Source organism: Nocardia puris (assembly GCF_003315035.1).
GTDB classification, from domain to species: domain Bacteria; phylum Actinomycetota; class Actinomycetes; order Mycobacteriales; family Mycobacteriaceae; genus Nocardia; species Nocardia puris.
Genome location: NZ_QNRE01000018.1, coordinates 65,860 through 91,297 on the forward strand (window position 1 = coordinate 65,860; position 25,438 = coordinate 91,297).

The 25,438-nt window shown below is 69.4% G+C and carries 25 protein-coding genes and 1 other RNA gene; 7 read left to right on the forward strand and 19 right to left on the reverse strand.

The window, feature by feature from the left end; translation table 11 throughout:
* Window positions 1-264 precede the first annotated feature (264 nt).
* From DFR74_RS31075 to ssrA, 3 genes are all read right to left on the reverse strand, one after another.
* Window positions 265-1,332: an alpha/beta hydrolase gene (locus DFR74_RS31075; RefSeq protein ID WP_198161773.1), complete on the reverse strand. Its 1,068-nt coding sequence runs from the start codon at window positions 1,330-1,332 to the stop codon at window positions 265-267.
* An 83-nt stretch (window positions 1,333-1,415) separates the two neighbouring features.
* A complete protein-coding gene (locus tag DFR74_RS37695) occupies window positions 1,416-1,547 on the reverse strand; it encodes a hypothetical protein (RefSeq protein ID WP_267465315.1) in 132 nt (43 codons plus the stop codon).
* Between the two features lie 683 nt (window positions 1,548-2,230).
* Window positions 2,231-2,599, reverse strand: a transfer-messenger RNA (tmRNA) gene (gene ssrA / locus DFR74_RS31080).
* A gap of 574 nt (window positions 2,600-3,173) precedes the next feature.
* Between ssrA and DFR74_RS31085 the strand changes: the two genes are divergently transcribed.
* Both DFR74_RS31085 and DFR74_RS31090 read left to right on the forward strand, forming a co-directional pair.
* Entirely contained in the window at window positions 3,174-4,475 is a 1,302-nt protein-coding gene (locus tag DFR74_RS31085; protein WP_067510879.1) for an ABC transporter substrate-binding protein, read from the forward strand.
* A 38-nt stretch (window positions 4,476-4,513) separates the two neighbouring features.
* The gene (locus tag DFR74_RS31090) at window positions 4,514-5,806 is read left to right on the forward strand and encodes an ABC transporter substrate-binding protein (RefSeq protein WP_067510880.1); all 1,293 of its coding nucleotides are present in this window, start codon (window positions 4,514-4,516) and stop codon (window positions 5,804-5,806) included.
* A 43-nt stretch (window positions 5,807-5,849) separates the two neighbouring features.
* Here the strand turns inward: DFR74_RS31090 and smpB are convergent, their stop codons facing one another.
* The 9 genes from smpB to DFR74_RS31140 form a co-directional block, all read right to left on the reverse strand.
* The gene (gene smpB / locus DFR74_RS31095; protein WP_067510881.1) at window positions 5,850-6,323 is read right to left on the reverse strand and encodes an SsrA-binding protein SmpB; all 474 of its coding nucleotides are present in this window, start codon (window positions 6,321-6,323) and stop codon (window positions 5,850-5,852) included.
* 58 nt (window positions 6,324-6,381) lie between these two features.
* Window positions 6,382-6,612, reverse strand: a complete 231-nt coding sequence (locus DFR74_RS31100) for a hypothetical protein (protein ID WP_147266002.1) — start codon at window positions 6,610-6,612, stop codon at window positions 6,382-6,384.
* A gap of 74 nt (window positions 6,613-6,686) precedes the next feature.
* The gene (locus DFR74_RS31105) at window positions 6,687-7,760 is read right to left on the reverse strand and encodes a metallophosphoesterase (RefSeq protein ID WP_067510911.1); all 1,074 of its coding nucleotides are present in this window, start codon (window positions 7,758-7,760) and stop codon (window positions 6,687-6,689) included.
* A 119-nt stretch (window positions 7,761-7,879) separates the two neighbouring features.
* Entirely contained in the window at window positions 7,880-9,745 is a 1,866-nt protein-coding gene (gene recQ, locus DFR74_RS31110; protein WP_232331791.1) for a DNA helicase RecQ, read from the reverse strand.
* 150 nt (window positions 9,746-9,895) lie between these two features.
* Window positions 9,896-10,798 (reverse strand): permease-like cell division protein FtsX, encoded by a 903-nt coding sequence (ftsX, locus tag DFR74_RS31115; RefSeq protein WP_067510883.1) that lies wholly within the window; start codon window positions 10,796-10,798, stop codon window positions 9,896-9,898.
* Window positions 10,798-11,478 carry a cell division ATP-binding protein FtsE gene (ftsE, locus tag DFR74_RS31120; RefSeq protein ID WP_228791748.1) on the reverse strand — a complete coding sequence of 227 codons (681 nt, stop codon included), beginning with the start codon at window positions 11,476-11,478 and terminating at the stop codon, window positions 10,798-10,800. The genes ftsX and ftsE overlap by 1 nt, the downstream gene beginning before the upstream one ends.
* Before the next feature lie 250 nt (window positions 11,479-11,728).
* On the reverse strand, window positions 11,729-12,574 hold the full coding sequence (locus tag DFR74_RS31130) for a mechanosensitive ion channel family protein (RefSeq protein ID WP_067510886.1): 846 nt from the start codon (window positions 12,572-12,574) through the stop codon (window positions 11,729-11,731).
* A gap of 48 nt (window positions 12,575-12,622) precedes the next feature.
* Entirely contained in the window at window positions 12,623-13,750 is a 1,128-nt protein-coding gene (gene prfB, locus DFR74_RS31135) for a peptide chain release factor 2 (protein ID WP_067510913.1), read from the reverse strand.
* Window positions 13,751-13,800: 50 nt separating this feature from the next.
* Window positions 13,801-14,655 carry a helix-turn-helix transcriptional regulator gene (locus tag DFR74_RS31140; RefSeq protein WP_067510887.1) on the reverse strand — a complete coding sequence of 285 codons (855 nt, stop codon included), beginning with the start codon at window positions 14,653-14,655 and terminating at the stop codon, window positions 13,801-13,803.
* A 142-nt stretch (window positions 14,656-14,797) separates the two neighbouring features.
* Between DFR74_RS31140 and DFR74_RS31145 the strand changes: the two genes are divergently transcribed.
* On the forward strand, window positions 14,798-15,388 hold the full coding sequence (locus DFR74_RS31145) for an NADPH-dependent FMN reductase (RefSeq protein ID WP_067510888.1): 591 nt from the start codon (window positions 14,798-14,800) through the stop codon (window positions 15,386-15,388).
* Window positions 15,389-15,438: 50 nt separating this feature from the next.
* Complete coding sequence (gene hisN, locus DFR74_RS31150) at window positions 15,439-16,227, forward strand: histidinol-phosphatase (protein WP_067510889.1); 789 nt, start codon at window positions 15,439-15,441, stop codon at window positions 16,225-16,227.
* A gap of 283 nt (window positions 16,228-16,510) precedes the next feature.
* On the opposite strand, the gene DFR74_RS31155 is transcribed toward hisN, so the two are convergent.
* The 6 genes from DFR74_RS31155 to DFR74_RS31175 all read right to left on the reverse strand — a co-directional run bounded on the left by DFR74_RS31155 (window position 16,511) and on the right by DFR74_RS31175 (window position 20,476).
* Complete coding sequence (locus DFR74_RS31155; protein ID WP_067510890.1) at window positions 16,511-17,473, reverse strand: SMP-30/gluconolactonase/LRE family protein; 963 nt, start codon at window positions 17,471-17,473, stop codon at window positions 16,511-16,513.
* A 243-nt stretch (window positions 17,474-17,716) separates the two neighbouring features.
* Window positions 17,717-17,839, reverse strand: coding sequence for a hypothetical protein (locus DFR74_RS37700; protein ID WP_267466148.1), 123 nt, complete (start codon window positions 17,837-17,839; stop codon window positions 17,717-17,719).
* Window positions 17,840-17,844: 5 nt separating this feature from the next.
* A complete protein-coding gene (locus DFR74_RS31160) occupies window positions 17,845-18,093 on the reverse strand; it encodes a MerR family transcriptional regulator (RefSeq protein ID WP_067510891.1) in 249 nt (82 codons plus the stop codon).
* A gap of 140 nt (window positions 18,094-18,233) precedes the next feature.
* Window positions 18,234-18,425 carry a hypothetical protein gene (locus tag DFR74_RS36350; RefSeq protein WP_157115849.1) on the reverse strand — a complete coding sequence of 64 codons (192 nt, stop codon included), beginning with the start codon at window positions 18,423-18,425 and terminating at the stop codon, window positions 18,234-18,236.
* Window positions 18,426-18,673: 248 nt separating this feature from the next.
* The gene (locus DFR74_RS31170; RefSeq protein ID WP_067510893.1) at window positions 18,674-20,107 is read right to left on the reverse strand and encodes a glycosyltransferase family 39 protein; all 1,434 of its coding nucleotides are present in this window, start codon (window positions 20,105-20,107) and stop codon (window positions 18,674-18,676) included.
* An 87-nt stretch (window positions 20,108-20,194) separates the two neighbouring features.
* Complete coding sequence (locus DFR74_RS31175; protein ID WP_147266003.1) at window positions 20,195-20,476, reverse strand: hypothetical protein; 282 nt, start codon at window positions 20,474-20,476, stop codon at window positions 20,195-20,197.
* A gap of 292 nt (window positions 20,477-20,768) precedes the next feature.
* Here DFR74_RS31175 and DFR74_RS31180 point away from each other — a divergent pair, with 292 nt between their 5' ends.
* The 3 genes from DFR74_RS31180 to DFR74_RS36355 all read left to right on the forward strand — a co-directional run bounded on the left by DFR74_RS31180 (window position 20,769) and on the right by DFR74_RS36355 (window position 23,956).
* Window positions 20,769-22,160, forward strand: coding sequence for an acyl-CoA dehydrogenase family protein (locus DFR74_RS31180; RefSeq protein ID WP_067510895.1), 1,392 nt, complete (start codon window positions 20,769-20,771; stop codon window positions 22,158-22,160).
* A gap of 34 nt (window positions 22,161-22,194) precedes the next feature.
* A complete protein-coding gene (locus DFR74_RS31185; protein WP_067510896.1) occupies window positions 22,195-23,427 on the forward strand; it encodes an acyl-CoA dehydrogenase family protein in 1,233 nt (410 codons plus the stop codon).
* Between the two features lie 370 nt (window positions 23,428-23,797).
* Complete coding sequence (locus DFR74_RS36355; protein ID WP_170160834.1) at window positions 23,798-23,956, forward strand: hypothetical protein; 159 nt, start codon at window positions 23,798-23,800, stop codon at window positions 23,954-23,956.
* A gap of 10 nt (window positions 23,957-23,966) precedes the next feature.
* On the opposite strand, the gene DFR74_RS31190 is transcribed toward DFR74_RS36355, so the two are convergent.
* The gene (locus DFR74_RS31190) at window positions 23,967-25,244 is read right to left on the reverse strand and encodes a zinc-dependent alcohol dehydrogenase (protein ID WP_084537835.1); all 1,278 of its coding nucleotides are present in this window, start codon (window positions 25,242-25,244) and stop codon (window positions 23,967-23,969) included.
* Window positions 25,245-25,438 lie beyond the last annotated feature (194 nt).

Below are 25,438 nucleotides of genomic sequence, written 5' to 3' on the forward strand. Positions count from 1 at the left end.
CCGACGGCGAGCCTCTTGTCCGATCCGGAGACGATGTCGGGCAAGGGATGGTGGCTGATGACCCCGCCCACGCACCGCCACGTCGAGCGCGTGCGGTCTGCCTTCCGGTTCGGCAGGGCTCGGCAGCGGCTCGTCCGGGCTGCCCAGCGGTTCGTCCGGTCGGTGAGCCGCGCCGGCACGCCGCACCAACCCGGTTGCGGGTTGGTGCGGCGTGCCCGGCGTTGCGCGGCGCCGCACACTCGAATCACATTGTGAGACAGGCTTTCACAGCCGCGCGGCGAGTCCGTCCCGCAGCGCGTGCGCGGCATCGAGGGTCGCCACGTACGGCCGGCTGCCGACGCCCAGGAAGTTCAGGTAGCCGTGCGGCAGGTCGGTGAAGCGGCGGTGGCTCACCGGAATGCCCGCGGCCGAGAGCTTTTCGGCGTAGGCGTCGCCTTCGTCGCGGAGCGGGTCGAAACCCGCCGTCGCCACGTACGCGGGCGCGACACCGGTGACATCGCCGAACAGCGGTGACAACCGGGGATCGGTCAGGTCGACGCCCTGCGGCACGTAATTGGCGGTGGCCCAACGGGTGTGCTCTCTCGTGAGGAAGAATCCCTCGGCGAACAAGCTCCGGGAGCGATGCTCGCCGGTCTGATCCGTGGTCGGGTAGATCAGCAGCTGGAACGCCGGAGCCGGTCCGGGCCCCTGCGCGGTGTGCTGCGCGACGACGGCCGCCAGATTCCCGCCGGCACTGTCACCGCCGACGGCGATGCGCGCCGGATCCGCCCCGAGATCGGACGCTTTCGCGATCGCGTAGCCGAACGCGGCCACCGCATCTTCGACGGCAGCCGGGAACGGATTCTCGGGAGCGAGCCGGTACTCCACCGAGAGCACCCGCACACCCGCGTGTACAGCCAGGAAACGCGCGACAGGGTCATGGCTCTTGCGCGATCCGACGCAGAACCCACCCCCGTGATAGAAGACGAGCAAGCCCGCGTCCTCGGGCAACCCCGGCGGCGCGTACAGCGTCGCCGGAACATCGTGATCGCCCACCGGGATCACGAACTCACTCGTCTCCACCGGCCCGGCCAGCTCCCCACCGGTCACCGCCGCGTTCTCATCGGCGTTCACCCGCGACCGCGCGAGCGGTTCCCCGAGCACCCGCACCCCCGACAGCCGCTGTAACCGCGTGACGAGCTGCACGTCGAGATCGTGCTCCTGCCCATCGATCCGCGCCGGCGGCCCCGCCAACACCCGCCGCACCCGCTCCGGAAGTCTCAACGCCCCACCCACCGTCACCGTCTTGACCGGCACCGGCATGTTCCCAAGCAACGCAGCTCGAACGTCCATCCGCCGACCCTACTGCCCGGTACGCACCGAGGGTAGAGAACTCCGGTCAGAGCCTCCGGCACGCCCCGGTCGCGCGGCGATAATCATTCGGCGAGACCGGCGGCTTGCAGCCCGGGAACGACCGAGACCGCATCGGCCAGCGAATCGGTTCGCACGCTGTGGTGAGCGGCCTGCGCCGCCAGCGCCGACGCGTTCAGCGCGACGGCGAACCCCACGCCCGATTCATCACAAATCGATCACCGAGCAACAATCAAGTTTCGATTGCATTCGAAATGAGCCTCACGAATCGACTACCTACCCCGGCAGCAACACCGAGCCGGTCGGCACCCACACCCGAAACAGACGCACCGGGCCAGGACAGTATCGAGTGTCCGGCAGGCACAGAAGATCACCCGGGAGGCCCGGCGTGTGAAGTGACACCAGGTCGGCGAACCGGAGCCTCACAGTCCCGATCACACGAACACAGGTAGCCCACGTCTCATCACATGGCCGGACCCGTGAAAGCCGCACTCGAGCCGACCGCACCCCGGTGTTGACAGCGCGCCTATGTCGGGGCGGCACCGGCGTCGCGCAACCAGTCGCGCAAGGAGGCCCGGGACGCGACAGTAGATGCGCGAGCCGGCGTGCGCGCCTGCACCGCGCACGCCACTGGACAACCAGACCTGGGGGCGAGTCCGGGGGCACAGCATTGACGTAGGCAAATCCGAAACGGGGCCTGGGAGGACGGCACCGAGTAGGCACACCGGAAGTAGGGGGTCGGAGGCGCGGCATTGGGTAGGCACACCCCAAGCGGGGTCCGGGGGCGAAGCCCGCCGGGTGGGGTGTGGGGGCTGCGCCCCCACACAACACGCGGAACCCACAAAGAAGGCGAGCGCTCTGCGCGAGCACTCGCCTCCGTTGGTGGAGCTGCCGGGAATCGAACCCGGGTCCTCCGCCGTGTCTTCAGGACTTCTCCGTGTGCAGTTCGCTGTGTCTCTGCTCGGATCTCTCGGTCACGCGAACAAGCCGAGATGACGATCCCAGTCGCTGTTTGATGTCCCGTCCGACTCCGCGACCGAGGCGGACGGTGAGCCCTCTAGCTGATGCCGGCACCGGGACCGAGGGCGTATCCCGGGCCGACAGAGACGCTGTCGCTTAGGCAGCGAGAGCGTACTCGCGCTGATGAGAATCGGCGCTTAATTGGTTGCAACGACGCTTACGGTGGTCTCTTGCCTGCACCGACACGCTTCCCCTGAATCAACGTACGCAGTCGAAACCGTTCAGCCCCGTACGTACCCGCACCTTGCGGGCCAGTAATGTTAACACTACACCGGCACCGGATCATTCCCATTTTCCACCGCGATGTTCGCGCTGGTCAGGGGAAGAATCGAAGATCGCGGACAGGTCGCCCGGGCGACCGGCATCTGGGACCTACTCGCAGCGACCGTGACGGGGAGCCTTCCCCACGGACACCAGGGCACCGCACCATCTCGCCGGCGAACACCAGCGCACCCACGGTCCGCAACCCCTGAGCACACCATCCACCGCCCACCTCACCCACAAACCCCGGTCCGCACGCCCCGGAACGGGAAACTCGCACGGCACCCCAACCCCACACCGGTACGACGCAGTACATCACCCCGAACCATCCCAACCGGAACCTTCTGCCCCCGTTGGCGATTCGCGACAACAGCGCACAGATACCGCACCACGAATAACTGAAACGAATACGCTCCGAATCACCTGCCGGCGAAACCGCGGCAAACCGCGGATTCCACCCTCGTCCCGAGTTACCGACAGGTACTGTTCCTGTTCGGCCGTACCGGAATTCGGATCATCCGGCGGCCTGACAGGGAGCGAAAATGGGCAGCACAGACAGGCGGCATCGCCGTCTGTTCCACTCCGCGGCGATACCGGTCCTGCTCGGACTGATCTTGACCGCGGCGTGTTCCACTCCGGTGGACACCACCGGACCCGGCGTCACGGACGCGCCGTGCCCGGAGGCAATCGACGAGAACAACGGGTGCGTCTACCTGGGCGTTCTGTCCGATCTCGGCGACGGACCGTTCGCCGCGCTCGGCACCGCCATGCAGGACGGGCAGCGGGCGTTCTGGACGGAGGTCAACAAGGCGGGCGGCATCGGCGGGTACGAGATCGACGTATCGACCTACGCCAGGGACACCGCCTTCGACCCGCACCGCCACCTCACCGAACTGCGGGCGATCGAACCGCACGTGCTCGCGCTGGCGATGAGCCTGGGCACGGCGCAGACTTTGTCGGTGCTGCGAGAGATGGACGATGCCGACATGGTGACCGCGGCGGGCACCATGTGGTCGGGGTGGGAGTACCCCGAATCCGATATGAATCTCGTGCTGGACAGCGGATATTCGTACTGCACCGAGGCGATCATGGGCGTGGACTGGTTCGCCGAGCACCAGTACCGCCCCCGCACGCTCGCCGTCATCGCCTTCCGCGGGAACTACGGCGGCGACTACGCGGGCGGCGCGATCCACTGGGCGGTGCACAATCACGCGATCGTCACCGCGCGCATCGACACCGGGCCGAACACCGAGGTCGGCAACCAGGACCGCCCGGTCGCCGAGATCATGGCCAATCCACCCGACCTGGTGATGCTGGCCACCGGCCCCGCCGAGACCGCCGAGATCGTCGGCAAGCTGGTCGCCGCGGGCTATCAGGGCAGGTTCCTGGGTTCGGCGCCCACCTGGAACGGCGCGCTGCTGAAAACACCGGCGGCGCAGGCGATCTCGGAGTTGTACAACTACACCTCGCCGGTCGAGGGCTGGAACGGGCAGAGCGTCGGCGCGCAACGCGCGAGGGCCGCGGCCCTGTCGGAGCCCACGAACTGGGGTTACAGCCTGGGCTGGGCGGTGTCGTACACGATGCGGGCGCTGCTCGAGCGCGCCGTGGAGGCCGGGCCGTTGAGCCGCCGGAGCATGCGCCGCGCGCAGGACGCGCTGACCGTCGACTTCGAAGGCATGGCGCCGCCGCACACCTACGGATCGGGACCGGACTACGCCGCGCAACGCGCCACCATCGGCGCGCCCGACGCGACGGCCGCGCTGGGCTCGCGCGACGTGGCCACCCACTACGCCGGGCCGACCCTGCCGCAGCTCACCCTGCACGGTCCGTGCGCTCGGCTCTGAGTCGCCCTCCGATCGAAATAGCAACGAGGAGAAGAACTTTGGCAGCATCTCGCCGCTCGCTGAGGCGCGGCGCAACAGCCCTGATCGCGGCGAGCCTGGCCCTGGCGGGCTGTTCGACCTCGACGCCAGAGTCGGTGCCGGGCGTCACCGCCGAGCCGTGTCCGGCGGCGATCGACCCCGACAAGGGCTGCGTCTACCTCGGCGTACTGTCCGACCTGGTCGACGGGCCGTTCTCGCCGCTCGGCAAGGCTGTCCAGGACGGGCAGGCCGCGTTCTGGAACGCGGTCAACAAGGCGGGCGGCATCGGCGGCTACGAGATCGACGTCACCACCTACGCCAGGGACACCTTCTACGATCCGCACCGGCACGGCGAGCAGTTCCGCGATATCGAACCGCACGTGCTCGCGCTGGCGATGAGCCTCGGCACCGCGCAGACGCTGTCGGTGCTGCCGGAGATGGACGCCGCCGACGTCGTCACGGGAGCGGGCACGCTGTGGTCGGGCTGGCAGTATCGCGAGACCGATCGGAACCTGGTGCTCGACTCCAGCTACTCCTACTGCACCGAGGCGATACTTGGGCTGGACTGGTTCGCGCAGAACAAGACCAACCCCGGCAAGCTCGCGGTGATCGCCTTCCGCGGCAACTACGGCGGCGACTACGCCAACGGCGCGCTGCGGTGGGCCTCGGACAACGGCGCGGTGGTCACCGCCCGCGTCGACACCGGACCCAACGCCGAGGTCGGCAACCAGGACGGGCCGGTCGCCGAGATCATGGCCGACCCGCCCGACGTGGTGCTGCTGGCGACCGGTCCCGCCGAGACCGCCGAGATCGTGGCCAAACTCGTCGCGCGCGGCTATGAGGGCCGGTTCCTCGGCTCGACGCCGACCTGGAACGGCGCGCTGCTGAAGACGGCGGCCGGGCCGAGCCTGGCCGAGCTGTACAACTACACCTCACCGTACGATCTGTGGGACGGCGCCAGCGAGGGCGCGCGCAACGCCAGGGCCGCGGCCCCGCAGGTGCCCGCGAACTGGGGTTACAACCTCGGCTACGCGGTGTCGTTCCCGATGAAGGCGCTGCTCACCAGGGCGTCGAGCATGGGGATGCTCACCAGGAAGGGGCTGCGCGAGGCGCTGGACGGACTGTCCGTCGACTCCGAAGGCATGACCGCCGTGCACAACTACGGTGCGGACGGACCGGATTTCGCGGCGCAGCGCGCCTTCATCGGCGCGCCCGACGCGAGCTCACCGCTCGGATCACGCACCGTCACCGCGGATTACCACGGGCCCACGCTGGACCGCATCACCCTGCACGGTCCGTGTGTGAGTCATTGACCGGCACCGGCTTTCGCGCACCGGGCGCGAAAGCCGGTGCGGCTCAGCGCATGCCCTTGACGCGGCGGCCGATCTCGCGGGTGACCTCGCGCTCGGCCGTGCGGCGGGCCAGATCCTGCCGCTTGTCGTAGTCCTGCTTACCGCGGGCCAGCGCCAGTTCCACCTTGACCTTGCCGTCGGAGAAGTACATCGACAGCGGCACCAGCGTCTGGTTGCCCTCGCGCGATTTGCCGACCAGGCGCTCGATCTCGCGCTTGTGCAGCAGCAGTTTGCGCACGCGACGCGGCGAGTGGTTGGTCCAGGTACCGTGGCTGAACTCGGGGATGTGCAGCCCGCGCAGCCACACCTCGCCGTTGTCCACCGTGGCGAACGCGTCCACCAGGGATGCCTTGCCCTCGCGCAGGCTCTTCACTTCGGTGCCCACCAGCGCGATCCCGGCCTCGTAGGTGTCCAGGATCGTGTAGTTGTGCCGCGCCCGGCGGTTGGTCGCGATGACCTTGCGCCCCTTCTCCTTCATAACGATCCACTCTAAGTGACGCGGCAACCGGATTATTCCGTGCGTCGGCCGCGCCGGATCAACCCCCGGGGCGCAGCGCGACGTACAGGCTGAGCAGGGCGATGAACACCGTCACCAGCAGGACGGTCGACAGGCGCGGCCTGCCCAGGTGGGCCGGGGTGCGGCGCCTGCCGAGCCACACCGAATCCACCGCCGGGTCGAGCCGGCCGCGGGGCAGCACGGGGTCCGGTGGGTCGGGCTGTGTGCCGTCCATCGTCTCGATCTCGTCCCCGTCGTCCCCTGCAGCCATGCCTGCACGGTAACCGCGAAAACCGCGCACGGCGCCGCCCGTGACCGGGGTGTTGTGATTCGGTGACGTACCGGTCAGGCGAGCCTGCGGCGGAAGACCTCCGTGCCCGGGCCGCCCGCCGGGTCTACGGTGACCACGCCCAGGTCCATCGCCGAGGCCGTGAGATCGAGCGTCATGAAGCCGAGCTGGTCGTAGTTCTCGTAGAGCGCGGGGACGGCGGCGCCGCCGCTGCGCTTGCCGCCGACGGTCTTGGCGGCCGCGCCGGAGATGAGCTGGCGGGTGCCCTTGCTCTCGATCGTGGGCTCGAGCACCTGGAGCGAATGGTCGTGGCCGGAGAGGATGAGGTGGCACCGGCCGACCACGTGGTCTTCGAAGAACTGCTTGGCGTGCACGCCGTTGATCGGCGGGATCGGGATGCCGTCGTACTCCCCGGCGCTGCCGTGCGGACCGTTATTGAGGTACGGGTGGTGGGTGCAGGCGATCTTCCACGGCGCGGGCGACTCGGCGAGCGCGCGGTCGAGCCAGGCGCGCTGTTCGTTCATGTACTGGCCGTCGACCGCCCAGTAAGGCACGAGCAGCGGGGGCAGGTACGCGGCCAGCGGGTTGAGATCGAGCACGAAGAACTCGACCACCGGCTGTTCCTGCGGCACCCGCACCGAGTAGTAGCGGCTCGGCATCCACCACCGCCGCGAGACGGCGTGGTAGGCCACCTCGTGATCGCCGCGCAGCAGCCAGCCGCCGTCGCCGGGCCACACCGAGCTGGTGTCGTGGTTGCCCAGCACCATCGCCCAGGGGAAGTCCAGTCCGGTGTTGGGATCCTCGAACTTGGTGCGGAACTGTTCGTCGTCGACGCCGTCGGGGCCGCTCTCGTAGATGTTGTCGCCGAGCCCGAGCGCCAGCGTGAACGGCTGGCTCGTGTGCAGGGCGCGGGCCGCGTCGGCGACCGCCCATTGCGCCGGTTTGCCGGTGCCCGCGTCACCGGTGACGAGCACCCGCACGTTCCGGCCGCCCGGCAGGCCGAACTTCTCGACGCCCTCCCGCACGGGTACCGCCTGTGCCGGGGTGAGCCCGAGCAGCGTCGCACCCGCCGCGACGGCCGCCGCCCCCGTCAGCAGATCCCTGCGCCCGATACCGTGCGCGCCGCTCATCGCCACCTCCATGTCATTCGATCAGCACAGTCCCGCACCATACTGGACCATTGACCAGTTGGTAGTCGATCCGCGGAATGGACAGTTCACAGCCTGTACATCGGCCGGTCGAGCACCGGTCATCCGGCGCCGAGCACCTCGAGCACCTGCTCGCCGTACTTCGCCAGCTTGTTCTCCCCGACCCCGCCGACCGACGCCAGCGCGGCCATATCGGCGGGTTTGCGCGCGGCGATCTCGCGCAAGGTGGCGTCGTGGAAGATGACGTAGGCGGGCACGCCCTGCTCCTTGGCCTGCGCCGCGCGCCATTCGCGCAGTTTCTCGAACACCGGCACGTCGGCGGCGGCCAGATCGGCGGGCGCGGCCTTGGCGGACCGCGCGGACCTGGCCGGTTTGGCCGCGCGCTCCGGCTCCCGGCGCAACCGCACCTGCCTGCCGTCGAACAGCACCTCCTGGCTGGCCTCGGTCAGGGTGAGCACGCCGTACTCGCCGTGTACCGCGAGCATGCCCTGCGCGAGCAGCTGACGGACCACCCCGCGCCACTCGTTCTCCCGCAGGTCGGTGCCGATGCCGAACACCTTGAGCTCGTCGTGGCCGTGCTGGAGCACCTTCGGATTGCGCTTGCCGAGCAGGATGTCGATCACCTGGCCCGCGCCGAACCGCTGGCCGCGTTCGCGCTCCAGCCGCAGCACCGCGGAGAGCAGCTTCTGCGCGGCGACGGTGCCGTCCCAGGATTCGGGCGGATTCAGGCAGGTGTCGCAGTTGCCGCAGGGCAGACCGGGTTCGCCGAAGTAGGCCAGCAGCTGGGTGCGGCGGCAGCTCACGGTCTCGCACAGCGCGAGCATGGCGTCCAGGTGCAGCTGCAACTGGCGGCGGTGCGCGGCGTCGCCCTCCGAGGAGTCGATCATCTTGCGCTGTTGCACCACGTCGTTGAGCCCGTAGACCATCCACGCGGTGGACGGCAGCCCGTCGCGTCCCGCGCGGCCGGTCTCCTGGTAGTAGCCCTCGACCGACTTCGGCAGGTCCAGGTGCGCGACGAACCGCACGTCGGGCTTGTCGATCCCCATGCCGAACGCGATGGTGGCGACCACCACGAGCCCGTCCTCGCGCAGGAACCGCGCCTGGTTCGTGGCGCGGGTCCGGTTGTCCAAGCCCGCGTGGTAGGGCACCGCGCCGATGCCGTTCTCGTTGAGGAACGCGGCGGTCTTCTCCACCGAGTTGCGCGACAGGCAGTACACGATGCCCGCGTCACCGGCGTGCTCGGTGCGGATGAACTCGAGCAGCTGGTGGTCGGGACGGTTCTTCGGCTCGATCCGGTACTGGATGTTGGGCCGGTCGAAACTGGAGACGAACCGGCGCGCCCCACCCAGATCGAGCCGCTGCACGATCTCCTCGCGCGTCTTCTCGGTGGCGGTCGCGGTGAGCGCGATACGCGGCACGTCGGGCCAGCGCTCGTGCAGCATCGACAGCTCGAGATAGTGCGGCCGGAAGTCGTGGCCCCACTGCGAGACGCAGTGCGCCTCGTCGATGGCGAACAGCGCGATCTCGCCGCGGTCGAGCAGATCGGCCGTGGCCTGCACCCGCAACCGCTCCGGGGCGAGGTAGAGCAGGTCGAGCTCGCCGGCCAGAAACTGCGCCTCCACGGTGCGGCGCTCGTCGGGGAACTGCGTCGAGTTGAGGAACCCGGCGCGCACGCCCAGCGCGCTGAGCGCGTCGACCTGGTCCTGCATGAGCGCGATGAGCGGCGAGACGACCACGCCGACGCCGGGCCGCACCAGCGCGGGCACCTGGTAGCACAGCGATTTACCGCCGCCGGTGGGCATGAGCACCAGCGCGTCACCGCCCGACACCACGTGGTCGACGATGGCGGCCTGGTCGCCGCGGAAGCTGTCGTACCCGAAGACGCGGCGTAGAACCTCTTGCGCCGCACCGGTTTCGGTACGTACGGGGGCGGACGGATCGGCCTGGATCGCGGCGTCTGGAGTCACGGGGCCCATCCTACGAGCGCACCCCGACGCTCACCCGGCGCTCGCGCATCACCGTCCTGGGCGAACGCCGGAGTTGTCCACATGGGGATGAACGACTTCCACCCGCGCACGCGGAGTTCCCTCGGACATAGGTACGCACGCGCGCGGCGTTCACTCGCGCACGTAATAGCGCAGCGTCGCGTACGCGGCCACCGCGGCGACCACCACGCCGACCGGGGCGATGGTCAGCGCCACCACCGCGATGTCGTCGCCGGTGATGCGCGGGAACACATTGCTGTCGAACAGCGGCCCGAGCGCCCGGTCGATGACCAGCGGACGCGCGATGAGCAGGCCCGCGATCGCCAGCAACGAGCCCGCCACGGCCGCGACCACCGCCTCCAGCAGGAACGGCAGCTGTGTGTACCAGCGCGTGGCGCCGACCAGCCGCATGATGCCCACCTCGGTGCGCCGGGTGAACGCCGCGATCTGCATCATGTTCGCGATCAGCAGCAGCGCCGCCAGCGCCATCACCGTGGCCAGGCCGAACGCCGCGTTGCGCAACCCGTCGAACAGGCGCAGCAGCCGGTCCACGAACTCTTGGTCGTTGGCCACGGTCCGCACGCCCTCGCGCAGCGCGAACGTCTCGTAGATGTGCTCGTACTGGTCGCCGTCGGTCATCTTGACCCGCATGGACGCGGGCAGCGGCGTCTCGGAGATGTACTGCACCATCTCCGGCTGATCCTCGAACAGCGTCTTGGCCTCCTCCAGCGCGGCGGCGCGGTTGAGGAACTGCACACTCTCCACACCGGAGGTGTTCTTCATGTCCGCCAGCAGCGATTTGCAGGGCTCGGCCGCGCAATCCGGATCGTTGTCGGAGATGTTCTCGTCGAGGTAGAAGCGCACCTCGAGCCGTCCGGTGAAGTACTGCTCGGTCTTGTCGGCCATGCGCACCGACAGCAGACCGCCGCCGAGCATGGCCAGCGACACCGCGGTGGTGAGGATCATCGCGATCGTCATGGTCAAGTTGCGGCGCAGGCCGGTGCCGACCTCGTTCGCCAGGAAGCTGCCGCGCATCAGCGATCCACCCCGTACACGCCGGTCGCCTCGTCGCGCACCATGCGGCCGTGATCGAGTTCGATCACCCGCCTGCGCATCGCGTCGACGATGTGGTTGTCGTGGGTGGCCATCAGCACCGTGGTACCGGTGCGGTTGATCCGCTCCAGCAGCATCATGATGTCTCCGCTGGTGTCGGGGTCGAGGTTGCCGGTGGGTTCGTCGGCGAGCAGCACCAGCGGCCGGTTGACGAACGCGCGCGCGATCGCGACTCGCTGCTGTTCACCGCCGGAGAGCTCGCCCGGCAGCCGGTCGGCCTTGCCGCCGAGCCCGACCATGTCGAGGACCTCGGGCACCGTGCGGTCGATCATCTCGCGGCGTTTGCCGATCACCTCCAGCGCGAACGCGACGTTCTGCTGGACCGTCTTCTGCTGGAGCAGGCGGAAGTCCTGGAACACACAGCCGATGCGCTGACGCAGCTTGGGCACCTTGCGACCGGGCAGTCGGTCGACCCGGAAGTCGGCGACCCGGATCTCGCCCGTGGTGGGCGTCTCCTCCTTGAGGAGCAGGCGCATGAAGGTCGACTTCCCGGAACCGGACGGTCCGATGATGAAGACGAACTCGCCCTTGTCCACATCGACGGTGATGTTGTCCAGCGCGGGTCGCGTCGAGGTCTTGTACGACTTGCTGACGTTCCGCATGGTGATCACGGCAAGCCAGTGTAAGGGGGCCGCCGCGCGCCGCCGCGCCGACCGGGCCGGTGCGAGCCCTTCAGCGATCCGTCAGTTACCGGCAGGAGCCTGCGGTTCGCCGCTCGGCGGCGCCGAATCCACCGGCGCGGGCACGGTATTCACGACCGGCCTGATCGCCGGGGGCGCCGGAGTTTCCGGCTTGACGAACAAGTAGAGCACGAATGTCCCGACCCAGATCAGGCCGAGGACCGCGGTCGATCTACGTGGTTTCACTGATACCTTCCCTGCGCAGAGCCGCCGCCACGCGCACCCGCAGTTCGCGCCCGACCTCGAACTGCTTGCCCGGCAACGTTCTGGCAACCATTCGTATGTTCATCTGGTCCATGGTGAGATCGTCCACACCCATCACGGTGGGCTCGTCGAGCAGCAGCGGCTCGAGCTTGCGGTCGCGATAGGCCTCCGCGCCCACCTTGTGCAGGATCTCGTTCACCTTCGTGATGTCGGCGGTGGCCGCCACCGGCACGTCGATCGCGGCGCGCGCCCAGTCCTTGGACAGGTTGCTCACCTTCACGATCTGCCCGTTCGGCACGGTGATCACCTCGCCGTCGGCGTTGCGCAGCGTGGTGATCCGCAGCGTGACGTCCTCGACGGTACCTTCGGCGATCTCCGCCGATCCGGTCACCGAGATGCGCACCACATCACCGAAGCCGTACTGGCGCTCGGTGATGAGGAAGAACCCGGCCAGGATGTCCTGCACAATGCGCTGCGCGCCGAAACCGAGCGCGGCGCCCAGCACCGCGGCGGGCGCGACCAGGCCCGTGACCTGGAAGCCGAGCCGCTGCAGCACCTCCATGCCGACCAGCACGTAGACGATCGTCAGCACCACCCAGGTGATCACCTGGGCCAGGGCGTGCCGGTGTTTGGCCGCCTCGGTGCGCACCAGCGCGTCGCTGCTGCGGAAGCCGGCGTCGATCTTCGACGTCACCCGGTCGCGCACGAACGTGGCGAACCGGCTGAACAGCACGGCCCCCAGCACCAACAGCACGATCTCGAGGCCGTTGGAGCGCAGCCAGGCGGTGGGTTCGGCGGCGGCGAGCACGGTCATCGCACCCACCACCGTATCGGACGATCCTCGAAACGCACGCCAGACAGGTTACAGCGCAACCTGATTCGCCTGCTCGCGCATGCGCCAGCGGATTCCGGACTCGATGAACGCGTCGATGTCGCCGTCGAGCACCGCGGTCGGGTTGTTGACCTCGTAGTTCGTGCGCAGGTCCTTGACCATCTGGTAGGGGTGCAGCACGTAGGAGCGCATCTGGTTGCCCCAGGAGGCGCCCTCGTTGGTCTTGAGCGCGTCCATCTGGGCGCGCTCCTCCTGGCGCTTGCGCTCGAGCAGTTTGGCCTGCAGCACCCGCATCGCCGAGATCTTGTTCTGCAGCTGCGACTTCTCGTTCTGACAGGTCACCACGATGCCGGTGGGGATGTGGGTGATGCGCACCGCGGAGTCGGTGGTGTTGACGCTCTGGCCACCCGGGCCCGAGGAGCGGTACACGTCGACGCGGATCTCGGTCTCGGGGACCTCGATGTGGTCGGTGGTCTCCACCACGGGCAGCACCTCGACCTCGGCGAACGAGGTCTGGCGGCGGCCCTGGTTGTCGAACGGGCTGATGCGCACCAGGCGGTGGGTGCCCATCTCGACCGAGAGCGTGCCGTAGGCGTAGGGCGTCTTGACCGCGAAGGTGGCGCTCTTGATGCCCGCCTCCTCGGCGTAGGAGATGTCGTAGACCTCGGTCGGATAGCCGTGCCGGTCGGCCCAGCGGATGTACATGCGCATCAGCTTCTCGGCCCAGTCGGCCGCGTCCACGCCGCCCGCGCCGGAGCGGATGTTGACCAGCGCCTCGCGCTTGTCGTACTCGCCCGAGAGCAGGGTGCGGACCTCCATGGCCTCCACGTCGGCGTGCAGGGACGCGCGCTCGGCGTCGGCCTCGGCGAGGGCGGCCTCGCGGGCCTCGCCCTCCTCGCCCTCGGCCAGTTCGTAGAGGACCGGCAGGTCGTCGAGCCGCTGGCGCAGCTCCTCGGCGCGGCGCAGTTCGCCCTGCGCGTGCGAGAGCTCGCTGGTCACCTGCTGGGCGTGCTCCTGGTCGTTCCACAGGTCGGGATCGGCCGCCTGGTGCTCGAGTTCATCGATGCGGCGGCGCAGTTCCTCGATGTCGAGGACCGACTCGACCGTCTTGAGCGTGGTGTCGAGTTCGGCGAGATCAGCGGAAACGTCAGGATGCACGATCTCCAAGGTTACCGGTCCCGCCGTCGACCACGAAACAGCGCGCGGGCTCAGCCCGAGACCGCGCGCAGTCCGCCGGGCCTGCGGCCGGTCAGCGCGTCGAGCGCGGCGGCCGTGGCGGCATCGGCGGGCAGGTGGACGACGATCTGCTGGTCGTCGTCGGCGGAGAGGTCGAGTTTCTCGTAGGCCAGGCGCAGCGGGCCCGCCTCGGGGTGCGCCAGCCGCGTGACGCCGGTGGCCGCGGGCAGGCTGGGCACGGTCTCCACCCGGCGGGTGAACTCGGCGCCCGCCACGACGGTGAGATGGTCGGCGAGCACCGCGACGGCGGGGTCGGCGCGGAACGGGCCTTGCTTTATGGTGGCGACCCACTCGTCGGCCACGTGGTCCCAGTCCGGGTAGAGGGCGCGGGCCCTCGGGTCGGTGAAGACGTAGAGGGGGAAGCTGGCGGGGTCGTCGTCGAGCAGGCCGGTCGGACCCATCAAGCGGTGGTAGCCCTCGGTGCAGGCCAGCACTTCGCCGACCCGGTTCACGACCGCCGCGGGCGCGGGATCCAGTTGCTGCAGCACCGCGCGCACGGTGACGCGCACCTCGCGGTTCGGGGCGACTCCCCCGGTGCAGCTGAATCCGGGATCGGCGCCTTTGGTGAGCCGATACAGGTGAACGCGCTCGACGGGGGTGAGGCGGAGAGCGTCACCGAGTGCCGAAAGAACCGAAGGCGAGGGATGACGATCACGCCCCTGTTCCAACCGGGTGAGGTATTCGACGCTCACGCCGGCGAGTGTGGCGAGTTCGGAGCGACGTAATCCGGGAGTGCGGCGGCGCGGGCCCGCGGGCAGGCCGACCAGCGCGGGCGGCACCGCTTCACGTCTGCTGCGCAGGAACAGACCCAGCTCGTTCTCGCTCACCCTTCGACCGTACAAGCGGTTGCGCGCGCGAGGGTGTCCCTGCCACTACCACCCTCCACGCGGCCTCCCCGGCATGGCCGACCGGCGACAGAGTTGATCTCGGCGGCGCTCGTGCCGCCGGAGACCAGCAGGAGGGAACACCATGTCGTCATTGAAACTCGCGGTGATCATCGGCAGCGTCCGGGAGGGGCGCTTCGCGCCGACGGTCGCCGCCTGGTTCGCCGACCAGGCCGCCGCGCACGGCGGATTCGAGGTCGACGTGATCGACCTCGCCGAGGCCGATCTGCCGCTCGCGCTGCCCGCGGTGCCGCCCGCGCTGGAGCCGGACCCGCCGCGCCCGGCCGGGATGCTCGACCTCACCGCCCGGCTGGCCGCGGCCGACGCGTTCGTCGTCGTCACTCCCGACTACAACCGCAGCTACCCGGCCGCGCTGAAATCGGCCATCGACTGGCACTTCACCCAGTGGCAGGGCAAGGCGATCGGCTTCGTCGGCTACAGCGGGGCCAGCGGCGGACTGCTCGCCATCGAGCACCTGCGCCAGGTGTTCGGCGAACTCGACGCGCACACGGTGCGAGAATACGTCGCGTTCCCGCGCTACTACCTGCTGTTCGACGACGAGGGAAAGCTGCGCGAGCCCGACGAGCCGGTGGCCGCCGCGGCGGTCATGCTGGACCGGTTGCATTGGTGGAGCACGGCGCTGGCGGCGGCGCGGGGTGCGCGCGTGGGGGTCTGAGCGGACAGCCGTCTGCCCGTCCTCGCTCACGGGCGCTAGGGTTTGCGATCGTGGCTGCTCACTCCTCCGATCTCGAACTCGCGCTGCGGCTGGCCGACGAGGCCGATGCGATCACCAAGGCGCGGTTCGGCGCGCTGGACCTGAAGGTGGACGCGAAGCCGGACCTCACGCCGGTGTCCGACGCCGATCTCGCCGTGGAGCGGGAGCTGCGGCGGGTGCTGGGCGCCGAACGTCCCGGTGACGCGGTGCTGGGCGAGGAGTTCGGGGGTGACGCGGAGTTCACCGGCCGCCAGTGGGTGATCGACCCGATCGACGGCACCAAGAACTTCGTGCGCGGCGTGCCGATCTGGGCCAGCCTCATCGCCCTGCTGGAGGACGGCGTGCCGGTGGTGGGTGTGGTGAGCGCGCCTGCGCTGGCGCGGCGCTGGTGGGCGGCCACCGGTTCCGGCGCCTGGTCGAGCTTCCATCCCGGTGCGCCCCAGCCGATCTCGGTGTCGGCGGTGCCGGACCTGGGGTCGGCGAGCCTGGCGTTCTCCAGCTTGTCCGGGTGGCGCGAGCGCGGCCTGCGCGAGAACTTCCTCGCGCTCACCGACGAGGTGTGGCGGGTGCGCGGCTACGGCGACTTCTTCAGCTACTGTCTGCTCGCCGAGGGCGCCCTGGACATCGCGACCGAACCCGAAGTGTCGCTGTGGGATCTGGCCGCGCTCGACGTCCTCGTCCGCGAAGCGGGCGGCACCTTCACCTCCCTGTCCGGCGAGCCCGGCCCGCACGGTGGCGACGCCGTCGCCACCAACGGCCTGCTCCACGACACGGTCCTCGCCCGCCTCGGCGCGGACTGACGGGCGGCCGACCGGGGGCCAACCGCGCCCAGGCAGCCACAAACTCCGCGAACCGTGATCCGATCTCGCGCATCCCACTGCTGCCCGGCCACGCAGTGACACGTCCTCCGGGTACGGGTGCCACCCGCGCCGCAGTGCAATTCACCACGCGCCCGAACCCGGACCCGACTCCGGATGCCGACTCGGCCGCGGTCGCGCCCGAGCTCGCACACTCCAGGCGAATTCGGCGGCATGGCCGAGGCGTACACGGCAGACTACGCCGCCACCCGCCCGGGCCGAGCCTCTACCGGCGCCGTTCGTCGGCCGGGGTCAGATCGATGCCCGCCGGTGGGGTCAGGCGGCGCAAGGTGCCGTCCATGCTGGTGACGTACAGCGCCCACCCCGTGCCGTCGCGGTCGATGCGGACCGAGGTTGCGCCGTCGGGCGGGTTGCGGGTGGGACCGGGTTTGATCAGGCCGGAGATGATCGCGCAGGCCGCGCCCGTGGCCGTGTCCACCTGGAACACCGCGCCGTGCAGGTGGTCGGCGACGAAGAGGGTGCCGTCGCTGGTCGCCTCCATGTCGTCGAACATGCCCAGCGTGCGTGGGGCGCCGGCGATGACGGTGTGCTCGCCCGGGGCGTCGAGCGGGATGCGGTAGATCCGCATGGTGAGGTCGTCGGCGAAGATCGATCGGCCGTCGGGGGCGAGGGCGATGCCGTTGCTGAGCGGCAGCGCCGACCACGTCTCGGTGTACTCGCCGGTCGACGGGCGATAGCGGGAGATGCCGGTGGGCGTCCCGCGCACGCCGATGGTGGTGAACAGCAGGTCGCCGTCGGGGAGCAGCAGGAGCCCGTTCGGACCGTTGAGCCCGGTCAGCAGCACCTCCACCGCACCGGTATCGATGTCGTAGCGCTGGAGCGTGCCCGGCGCCTCGGCCAAGCCGTCACCGGTGAGAAAGTACACCGATCGTCCCGAAACACGCACGCCCGCAGGGTGATCGAGCCCTGTGACCGGCTTGTGGAACTGTCCGTCGGCGTCCACGTGGGCCAGGTAGCCGTCGAGGAGGCCCGTGACATAGAAGCCGCCCGCGCCGTCGCTGTCGAGGTTCTCCAGGTTGCCGACGCCCTCGACCACCGTCTCCGAGGTCCACCCGTCCGAGCACGTCGCGGGCTCGAAAACCGCACCCGCCGTGGGCGTTCCGCACAGCACGGCCGTCGCCGCGACCACGGCGACGCCGAACCGCTTGCTCCCCATCCCTTTACGCATACGCACAAAGCTAACAGCGCCGGGCCGGGTCCCGGAGTCGGCCGGGAGGTATCCGGGACTCGGAGCGCTGCGCGGCAAGACGGAGTAGACGCCGATACCGGATTTCGCCGACAGCGCGGCCGATGGCGATCGAGTCCGGGCGGTATCGGAGTGACGGGCGCGCTCTCCTGTGCGACCGCGTCACGAAGGAGGTCATCGAGACGGCCCGCGATACCGCGCGCCAACACGCCGGAGGGGCACCGCCTACGCCTGTACCACCTGCCCAGCGAGGTAGTCGCGGATCGCGTCGCGCTGCGCGCCGAGCCGGTCCCGCTGCGCGACCAGCTCCGCGATCCGCTCCTCGGTCTCGGCGTGGCGCCGCTCCACCAGCGCTAGCGCCTCCTCGCAGGAGACACCCACCGCCCGGGATCGAGCGGGCACGGCATCAGCCCGCGGATGTCGTCGGTCGACCGTCCCGCGGCGAGCAGTTCGCGGATGCGCGAGACGAGGTCGACCGCGCCGGGATCATAGGTGCGATAACCCTTCCCGTCGCGGCCCGGCCGCAACAGTCCCTGCTCCTCGTAATAGCGCAGCAGGCGCGCGGGCACCCCGCTGGCGCGCGACAACTCCCCGATCAGCATATGACTCCGATCACACATCGTTGGCCTTCACCTCCAGGCGTAGGGCCATGCCAAGGCGACCACTGACCGCCCCTATGGCGTTCGGCACAATATGCCGAGCAATACGCCGAAGGCGTTGGCTTTCACACCCATGTCAAGCCCTAACTTCGGCCCATGGCAGAGATACCCTTGCGCACCTCGGTGACCGGCTCCGGTCCCGGCATCGTCCTGGCCCACGGGGCGGGCGGCACCATCGACACCAACGCGCGCTGGCCGCCGCGATCCCCGGTGCGGAGTACACCGAGATCGAGGCGGGACACGTCCTCGTGGCCGAGCAGCCGGACCGATGGCACGAGACGGTGCTGGACTTCCTGGCCCGCCACGGGCTGTAGGGCCTTGGCCGACCTGCTGTCCTCGATCGGCGTGCAAGTCTTCGGCCGCGATGCCTACGAGGGCGTGACTGCACCGGAGTCACAGTCGGCTCTTCCGTGGTTCGGATCACCCCTGGCCGCGTTGTCGTCGTCGCCGAGACAACCCCGGCTCCCCCGCCTTGCCAGACGATCCGAACCACGGCTGCTCCGGCCGGACTCCGAGACAGCCCCTACCCGAGCCGGCGGACCTCCGGCCAGAGCTGCGACCACGGCGCGCGGGTGCCGCGGCAGACGAACAGCGGCGCGCCCTGTTCGTCGTTGTCGATGCCGAGCCCGTTGTCGAGGTGACCGGCCGGTTCGATACTCGCGCACAATGATTCGAGCCGGTCGCGGTCGATCCCGACGGTGATCAGCTCGGCGGTGTCGGGCGGCGGCCCCCACCACCAGTACGAGTTGTGCCCGGAGTGCGGTGTCGGCAGATCGTATGGCGCACCGTATCTTTCGATCGCACCCGCTTCCCCGTAGTTGTCGGTGAGCACGGCGACATCGGGGCCGAGTCCCGCACGCACCGCGCCGATCTGACGCACGAATTCGGGCCATCCGACGGTCTCCCCGGCGTCGTAATTGACCGCGAGCACCGGTGTCTCGGGCAGCGATTCGACCGGGAACACCGGAAGGAACAGCAGCGCCGAACCGACCGCGTTCACCGCGACCACGGCACCCACTCCCGCCCACCGAATCCGATGCCCGTCGAGCACCCGCGCGAGCCCGACCGCACCGGCCGCCAACAGAATCGGATACATCCCGCCCAGGTAGTAGGCCTTGCCCCCGGCGAACAGGAACACCACGAGCAGCACGACATAGGTCACGACGAAAGCGCGATAGCGCACTCCCCGCCACAACCACCACAGCCCATAGATCCACAGGGGTACCAGCAACGGACCCATCAGCCCGAATTGCAGCAGCACAAACATCACCGGGGAGTCCGAGGTCCCCGACGAGCCGCCCGCGATTGCGCGGCTCAACTCCCACTGCGGCCAACCATTGCGCGCCTGCCACACCAGATACGGCAGCCAAAGCAACCCAGCCACCCCGACGGCGACCGGAAAATACTTGCTCGCGAACACCTTTCGCGGTCCCACCACGGCCAACGACACCGCCAGCACCCCTACCGGCGCGACCAGCAGAAACTTGTTCAACAGGCCGATCCCCACCACCGCACCGATCGCCGGCCATAGATATCCCGGCGTCGCCCCCTCGCGCAGCAACCGCAACACCAACACCGTCAGCACCGACCACACCGCGAGTTCGAACCCCGCCGTGCTCAACATATGCCCGACGCCCTGCACCATCGCGGCACTCGCCACCGCACCGGCCGCCAGCGCCTGCGCGCCTCGCCCGCCGCCGAGTTCGCGCGCCATCAACCCCGCGCAGATCACCACGACGACCGCCGCCAGCACCGCGGGCATCCGCAGCAACACCAGCGAATCGGCATCGATCGCCGACATCGCCCGCGCCACCGCCGGGGTCAGCGGCGGCTGATCGGCGTATCCCCAGGACAGGTGACGGCCCGCCGCGAGGAAATACAGCTCGTCCCGGTGGTAGCCGTACCTATTGGAGAAGGCGACCAGAACGACGGCGAGCACCCCCGCGACCCAATACATGCCGTCACCATCGCATACGGCCACTCACCCTGCTGGATGCTTCGCCCCGGGGGTGGGGGCGCGCGTCACGCGCACGCCCCCAGTCGGTCAGCGTCCCGAACCGGTGCCCGAGCCCGAGGCCGAACCGGAACCGCCGGAGCCGGAGGACGACCCCGAGGGGAACCCGAACTCACCGGAACCGAGGTCGATGCCGAAGCCGCCCTCACCCGACCCGAAGTCGAGCACCGGTGCGCCCGAACCGAAGTCGAGCACCGGACCGCCGGGATCCACGTCGACGGGTATCAACGGCAAACCGGGCGCCGCGGCGGCGGGCGCGGCCCCCAGCCCCACCACCGCCGCGATTCCCGCCATACAAACAAGGCGTTTCATGAACAAGACCTCCATCCAGGGGGCAGACAACGTGCCGACACGGTAGCGAACCCCGACACTTTGTGAAGTAGATTCGTTTCACTATTTGGCAATCGTGACTCTTCACCAGAAAAACGGCCCGCGACCGGGGTTGCGCAACGAAAATCCCACCCATCCGGCCCGCGCGGCAGTCAAGCGGCAGCATCGAGACCGTAGACCCCTCGACTGTCTTCTTACTCTGGAGTAAGATAGCCTTACTCAGGAGTAAGATAGCTGGGGCCAGACCTCACCCACCCACCCGAGAAAACAGGTGATGATGAGCACTCGAGACAGCGCAACGAAGCGACGTCAAGACACGTCCGCCGTCGGCCTCTCCCAGCCCAAGCGGGACTGGATGGGCGCCGCGATGCGGGTCATGACGACTCTCACCGGGTCGGAGCTCGCCGAGAAGTACAACCTGCGCAAGCCGATCGAGCGAGTCACCTACGAGAGCACCAAGACCGGTTTCCGCACCCTCGGCGCGGCCACCCGCGCGTTCAACAAGGTCGCGGGCGGCGGCCAGCCGAAGCGGCTCGCGGACAACGAGTCCAAGGGCAAGGATCTCTTCGACATCACGCCGTCGGACGAACAGCAGATGATCGTCGAGACGGTGAAGGAGTTCGCCGCCGAGATCCTGCGCCCGGCCGCCTACGAGGCCGACAACTCCGCCAAGGCCCCGCGCGATCTGCTCGAGCGCGCCGCCGAACTGGGCATCACGCTCATCAACGTGCCCGAGGAGCTCGAGGGCGCGGCCTCCGAGCGCGGTGCGGTGACCAACTCCATGGTCGCCGAGGCGCTCGCGCACGGCGATATGGGCCTGGCGCTGCCGATCCTGGCGCCCAGCGGTGTCGCGGTGGCGCTGTCGCAGTGGGGCACCGACGCGCAGCAGCAGACCTACCTGCCCGCCTTCACCGGCGAGAACGTGCCGCAGGCGTCCGTGGTGATCAGCGAGCCGCGCGCCCTGTTCGACCCGTTCGCCCTGCGGACCAAGGCCACCCGCTCCCCCAGCGGCTACCGCCTCAACGGCGTGAAGAGCCTGGTCCCCGCCGCGGCCGACGCCGAACTGTTCCTGATCGCCGCCGAACTCGACGGCCGCCCGGCGCTGTTCATCGTGCCGTCGGACAGCAAGGGCCTGGTGGTGGAGGCCGACCCGAGCATGGGTCTGCGCGCCGCGGGCCTGGGCCGCCTGGTACTCGAGGACGTCGCGGTGCCCACCGACGCGATCCTGGGCGAGGGCGACGCCAAGTCCCGCGCCGAGGACTACGCCGACGCGGTGCGCCTGGCGCGCCTGGGCTGGGCCTCGCTCGCCGCGGGCACCGGCCAGGCCGTGCTCGACTACGTCATCCCTTACGTCAACGAGCGCGAGGCGTTCGGCGAGCCCATCTCGCACCGCCAGGCGGTGGCGTTCATGGTCGCCAATATCGCCATCGAGCTCGACGGCCTGCGCCTGGTGACGCTGCGCGGCGCCTCCCGCGCCGAGCAGGGCCTGTCCTTCGCCCGCGAGGCGGCGCTGGCCCGCAAGCTGGCCACCGACAAGGGCATGCAGATCGGCCTGGACGGCGTGCAGCTGCTGGGCGGACACGGCTTCACCAAGGAACACCCGGTCGAGCGCTGGTACCGCGATCTGCGTGCCATCGGCGTCGCCGAGGGTGTCGTGCTCATCTGACCGGCCCGTTCCTTACTCCAGGAGAGACCTGAACATGATCAACCTCGAACTCCCCAAGAAGCTGCGGGCCAGCGCCAACCAGGCCCACCAGGTCGCCGCGGAGATCTTCCGCCCGATCTCGCGCAAGTACGACCTCGCCGAGCACGCCTACCCGGTCGAGCTGGACACCATGGCCGCCATGGTGGAGGGTCTGGCCGACTCCGGCACCCAGAAGATCGGCGGCGCCGCGGGCGGCCGCGAGGACGGCGGCGAGAAGAAGGACCCGCACGCCACCGAGCTGCTCGGCAACACCAACGGCGGCAACATGTCCGCGCTGCTGAACGCGCTCGAGACCTCGTGGGGCGACGTCGGCCTGATGCTGTCGATCCCCTACCAGGGCCTCGGCAACGCCGCCATCGCGGCCGTCGCCACCGACGAGCAGCTCGAGCGCTTCGGCAAGGTGTGGGCCTCGATGGCCATCACCGAGCCGTCGTTCGGCTCCGACTCCGCGGCCGTCACCACCACCGCCGTGCTGGACGGCGACGAGTGGGTCCTCAACGGCGAGAAGATCTTCGTCACCGCGGGCGAGCGCTCCACCCACGTCGTGGTGTGGGCCAGCGTCGACCGCAGCCTGGGCCGCGCGGCGATCAAGTCCTTCGTCGTGCCGCGCGACGCTCCCGGCCTGTCGGTGGCGCGCCTCGAGCACAAGCTCGGCATCAAGGCGTCCGACACCGCCGTGCTGCTGCTGCAGGACTGCCGCATCCCGAAGGACAACATCCTCGGCAGCCCGGAAGTCAACGTGGAGAAGGGTTTCGCGGGGGTCATGCAGACCTTCGACAACACCCGTCCGCTGGTCGCGGCGATGGCCGTCGGCGTCGCGCGGGCCGCACTCGAGGAGCTGCGCGCCATCCTCACCGACGCGGGCATCGAGATCTCCTACGACACCCCGGCGATCAACCAGCACGCCGCCGCCGCCGAATTCCTGCGGCTGGAGGCCGATTACGAGGCGTCCTACCTGCTGTCGCTGCGCGCGGCGTGGATGGCCGACAACAAGAAGCTCAACTCGCTCGAGGCGTCGATGTCGAAGGCGAAGGCGGGCCGCACCGGCACCGACGTCACCCTCAAGGCCGTCGAACTGGCCGGCACCATCGGCTACTCGCAGCGCACCCTGCTGGAGAAGTGGGGCCGCGACTCGAAGATCCTCGACATCTTCGAAGGCACCCAGCAGATCCAGCAGCTCATCGTGGCCCGGCGCGTCCTCGGCAAGACCAGCGCCGAGCTGAAGTGAGCTGATAAACTCGGATCCGTCACACAAGTGATGCCGGGAGGTGAAGCGCCGCGCGAACGACGCTCCACCGGTGGGACTAGCTAGCCCGCACGACTCGGCGGACCACTATGAGCGCCCCGGCGACCACGGCAGCACAGGTCAAGATGATGCCGTAGTCGACCGGGGCTTTGCTCTTTTTCCGGCGATGTTTCGCCATCCCCCACCACCTCCTCTCTGGGCGCGGTGTGTGGACCGAGTCCACCGCCCCTCGACAGGAGGTGCGACGACCATACGTCATGGCGGCGACCGGTTTCTTTGCCCCGCACCGTGTTCCGTGCGTGGCCGGCGACGACGCCGGGCGCCTCGTGGGCGACGTGGTTATCGTGGGGATATGGGCATCATGGGTGAGCTCTTCCCCGGGAAGAAGCTGAACAACGAGGAGAGCGGGGACAGCAACGGCCAGGAGGAGCGCCCGCGGCTGGAACTGGATCTCGACTCGGGCGTGGTGCGGTTGTCACCGCGGGGTGCGAGCACCGAACAGGGCGAGTAGCGCCGGCGATTCACTCGACGAGGATCGTCTTGGTCGCCTCGCCGCGCACATGATCGGTGATGTGGCGGTCGGCGCGGTCGAACGCGCCGAGGTGGGTGGTCACGTCCTGCGGGGCCAGGCGCCCGTCGCGCATGAGATCGAGGACGGCGGGGATGTGGGCGCGGGCGTGCGACCGGGCCAGCTCGAGGGTGATATTGCGCCCGTACATGAGCGCGGTGGGGATCCGGCTGATCCGGTGCAGCGACGCCAGCGACAGGCACACACCGTCGGGCGCCGTCTGCCGGACCGCCATGTTCAGGCCCGCCGAGACCCCGCTCGTATCCACCACCAGGGCGGCCCGCCCGATACTCCTGCGGCCCTCGAGCTGGTGCGCGTGCAGACCCAGCGCCTCGGCGTGCCGGCGGACGTGCGGGCGCCGGTCCACCAGGTGCACGGTGCGGGCACCCAGCGCACGGGCGACGAGCCCCGCGTACAGCGCCACGCTGGCGCTGAACGGCGGCCTGCGCGCCACATCGGCGAAGACCACCACCTGGGCGTCGGCGTCGCGCGCGAGCAACTCCGGTAGGCGCGGCGCGATCGCCCGGTACCCGTCGGTGACGTTGTCGGCCACCGACGCCGCGGCCGCCGGATCGATCCCGTCGGGTAGCGGCACCAGCATCGCGTCGGCGAAGGGCACGGCGAGCAGATCCGAGAAGGTACCGCCCCAGTGCCCGCCCGTGAGCCCGAACCCGAACATGGAAATAGGCGGCACACCAACGCAATTCGCGGTGAGTCCGGACGTACACGGCCCGCACGTTCCGCAATTGATCTGGAACGGGACGACGACCCGGTCACCGGGACGAACGGTGGTGACCTCCTCGCCGATCTCCACCACCTCCGCGACGCACTCGTGCCCGAAGTGCATCGGCAGCGGGAACGGCGTGCGCCCCAGCGCCATCGGCCGGTCCAGATCGCAGGTCGCCGCGGCGATCGGATGCACAAGGGCCGCACCGGGTCCCGGCAGCCGCGGCCGGGCGACGTCACGCCAGCGCAACCGCCCGCCGGGACTCGCGACGAGCGCCCGCATGGTGCCGCGCGATCGGTCCCCGCGCTCGGCCACGGCGCCGCGCAACCGCCGGAACCGTTCGCGCGCCGAATGTTCCAGCATGATCCGCGCGGCGGGTATCGCCGAGCCGGAGGTCGCCACGGCCGCGAGGTGCCCCGGCCAGCCGCGCGGCCGATGCCGGTTGCCCTCCGGAATACCGCAGACGCGGGCCGCGGGCGTGATCGTCTCGGACTCCACCGTCATCGCCGTCCACCTTTTCGGGGTCGTGGCCGAACGTTCTACTACAGACTGTAGTTGACAATCGGGGGCGCGGGGGCGGAAATCGCCCGAATCTCGAATTCGCGGCTCCCCCGGGATTGCCACAGGTTGTCCCGGCGATCGGCTATGGTCCCGGGTGGCATGTCCGCGTCGATTCAGCGGACGAATTCAGCAAGGGC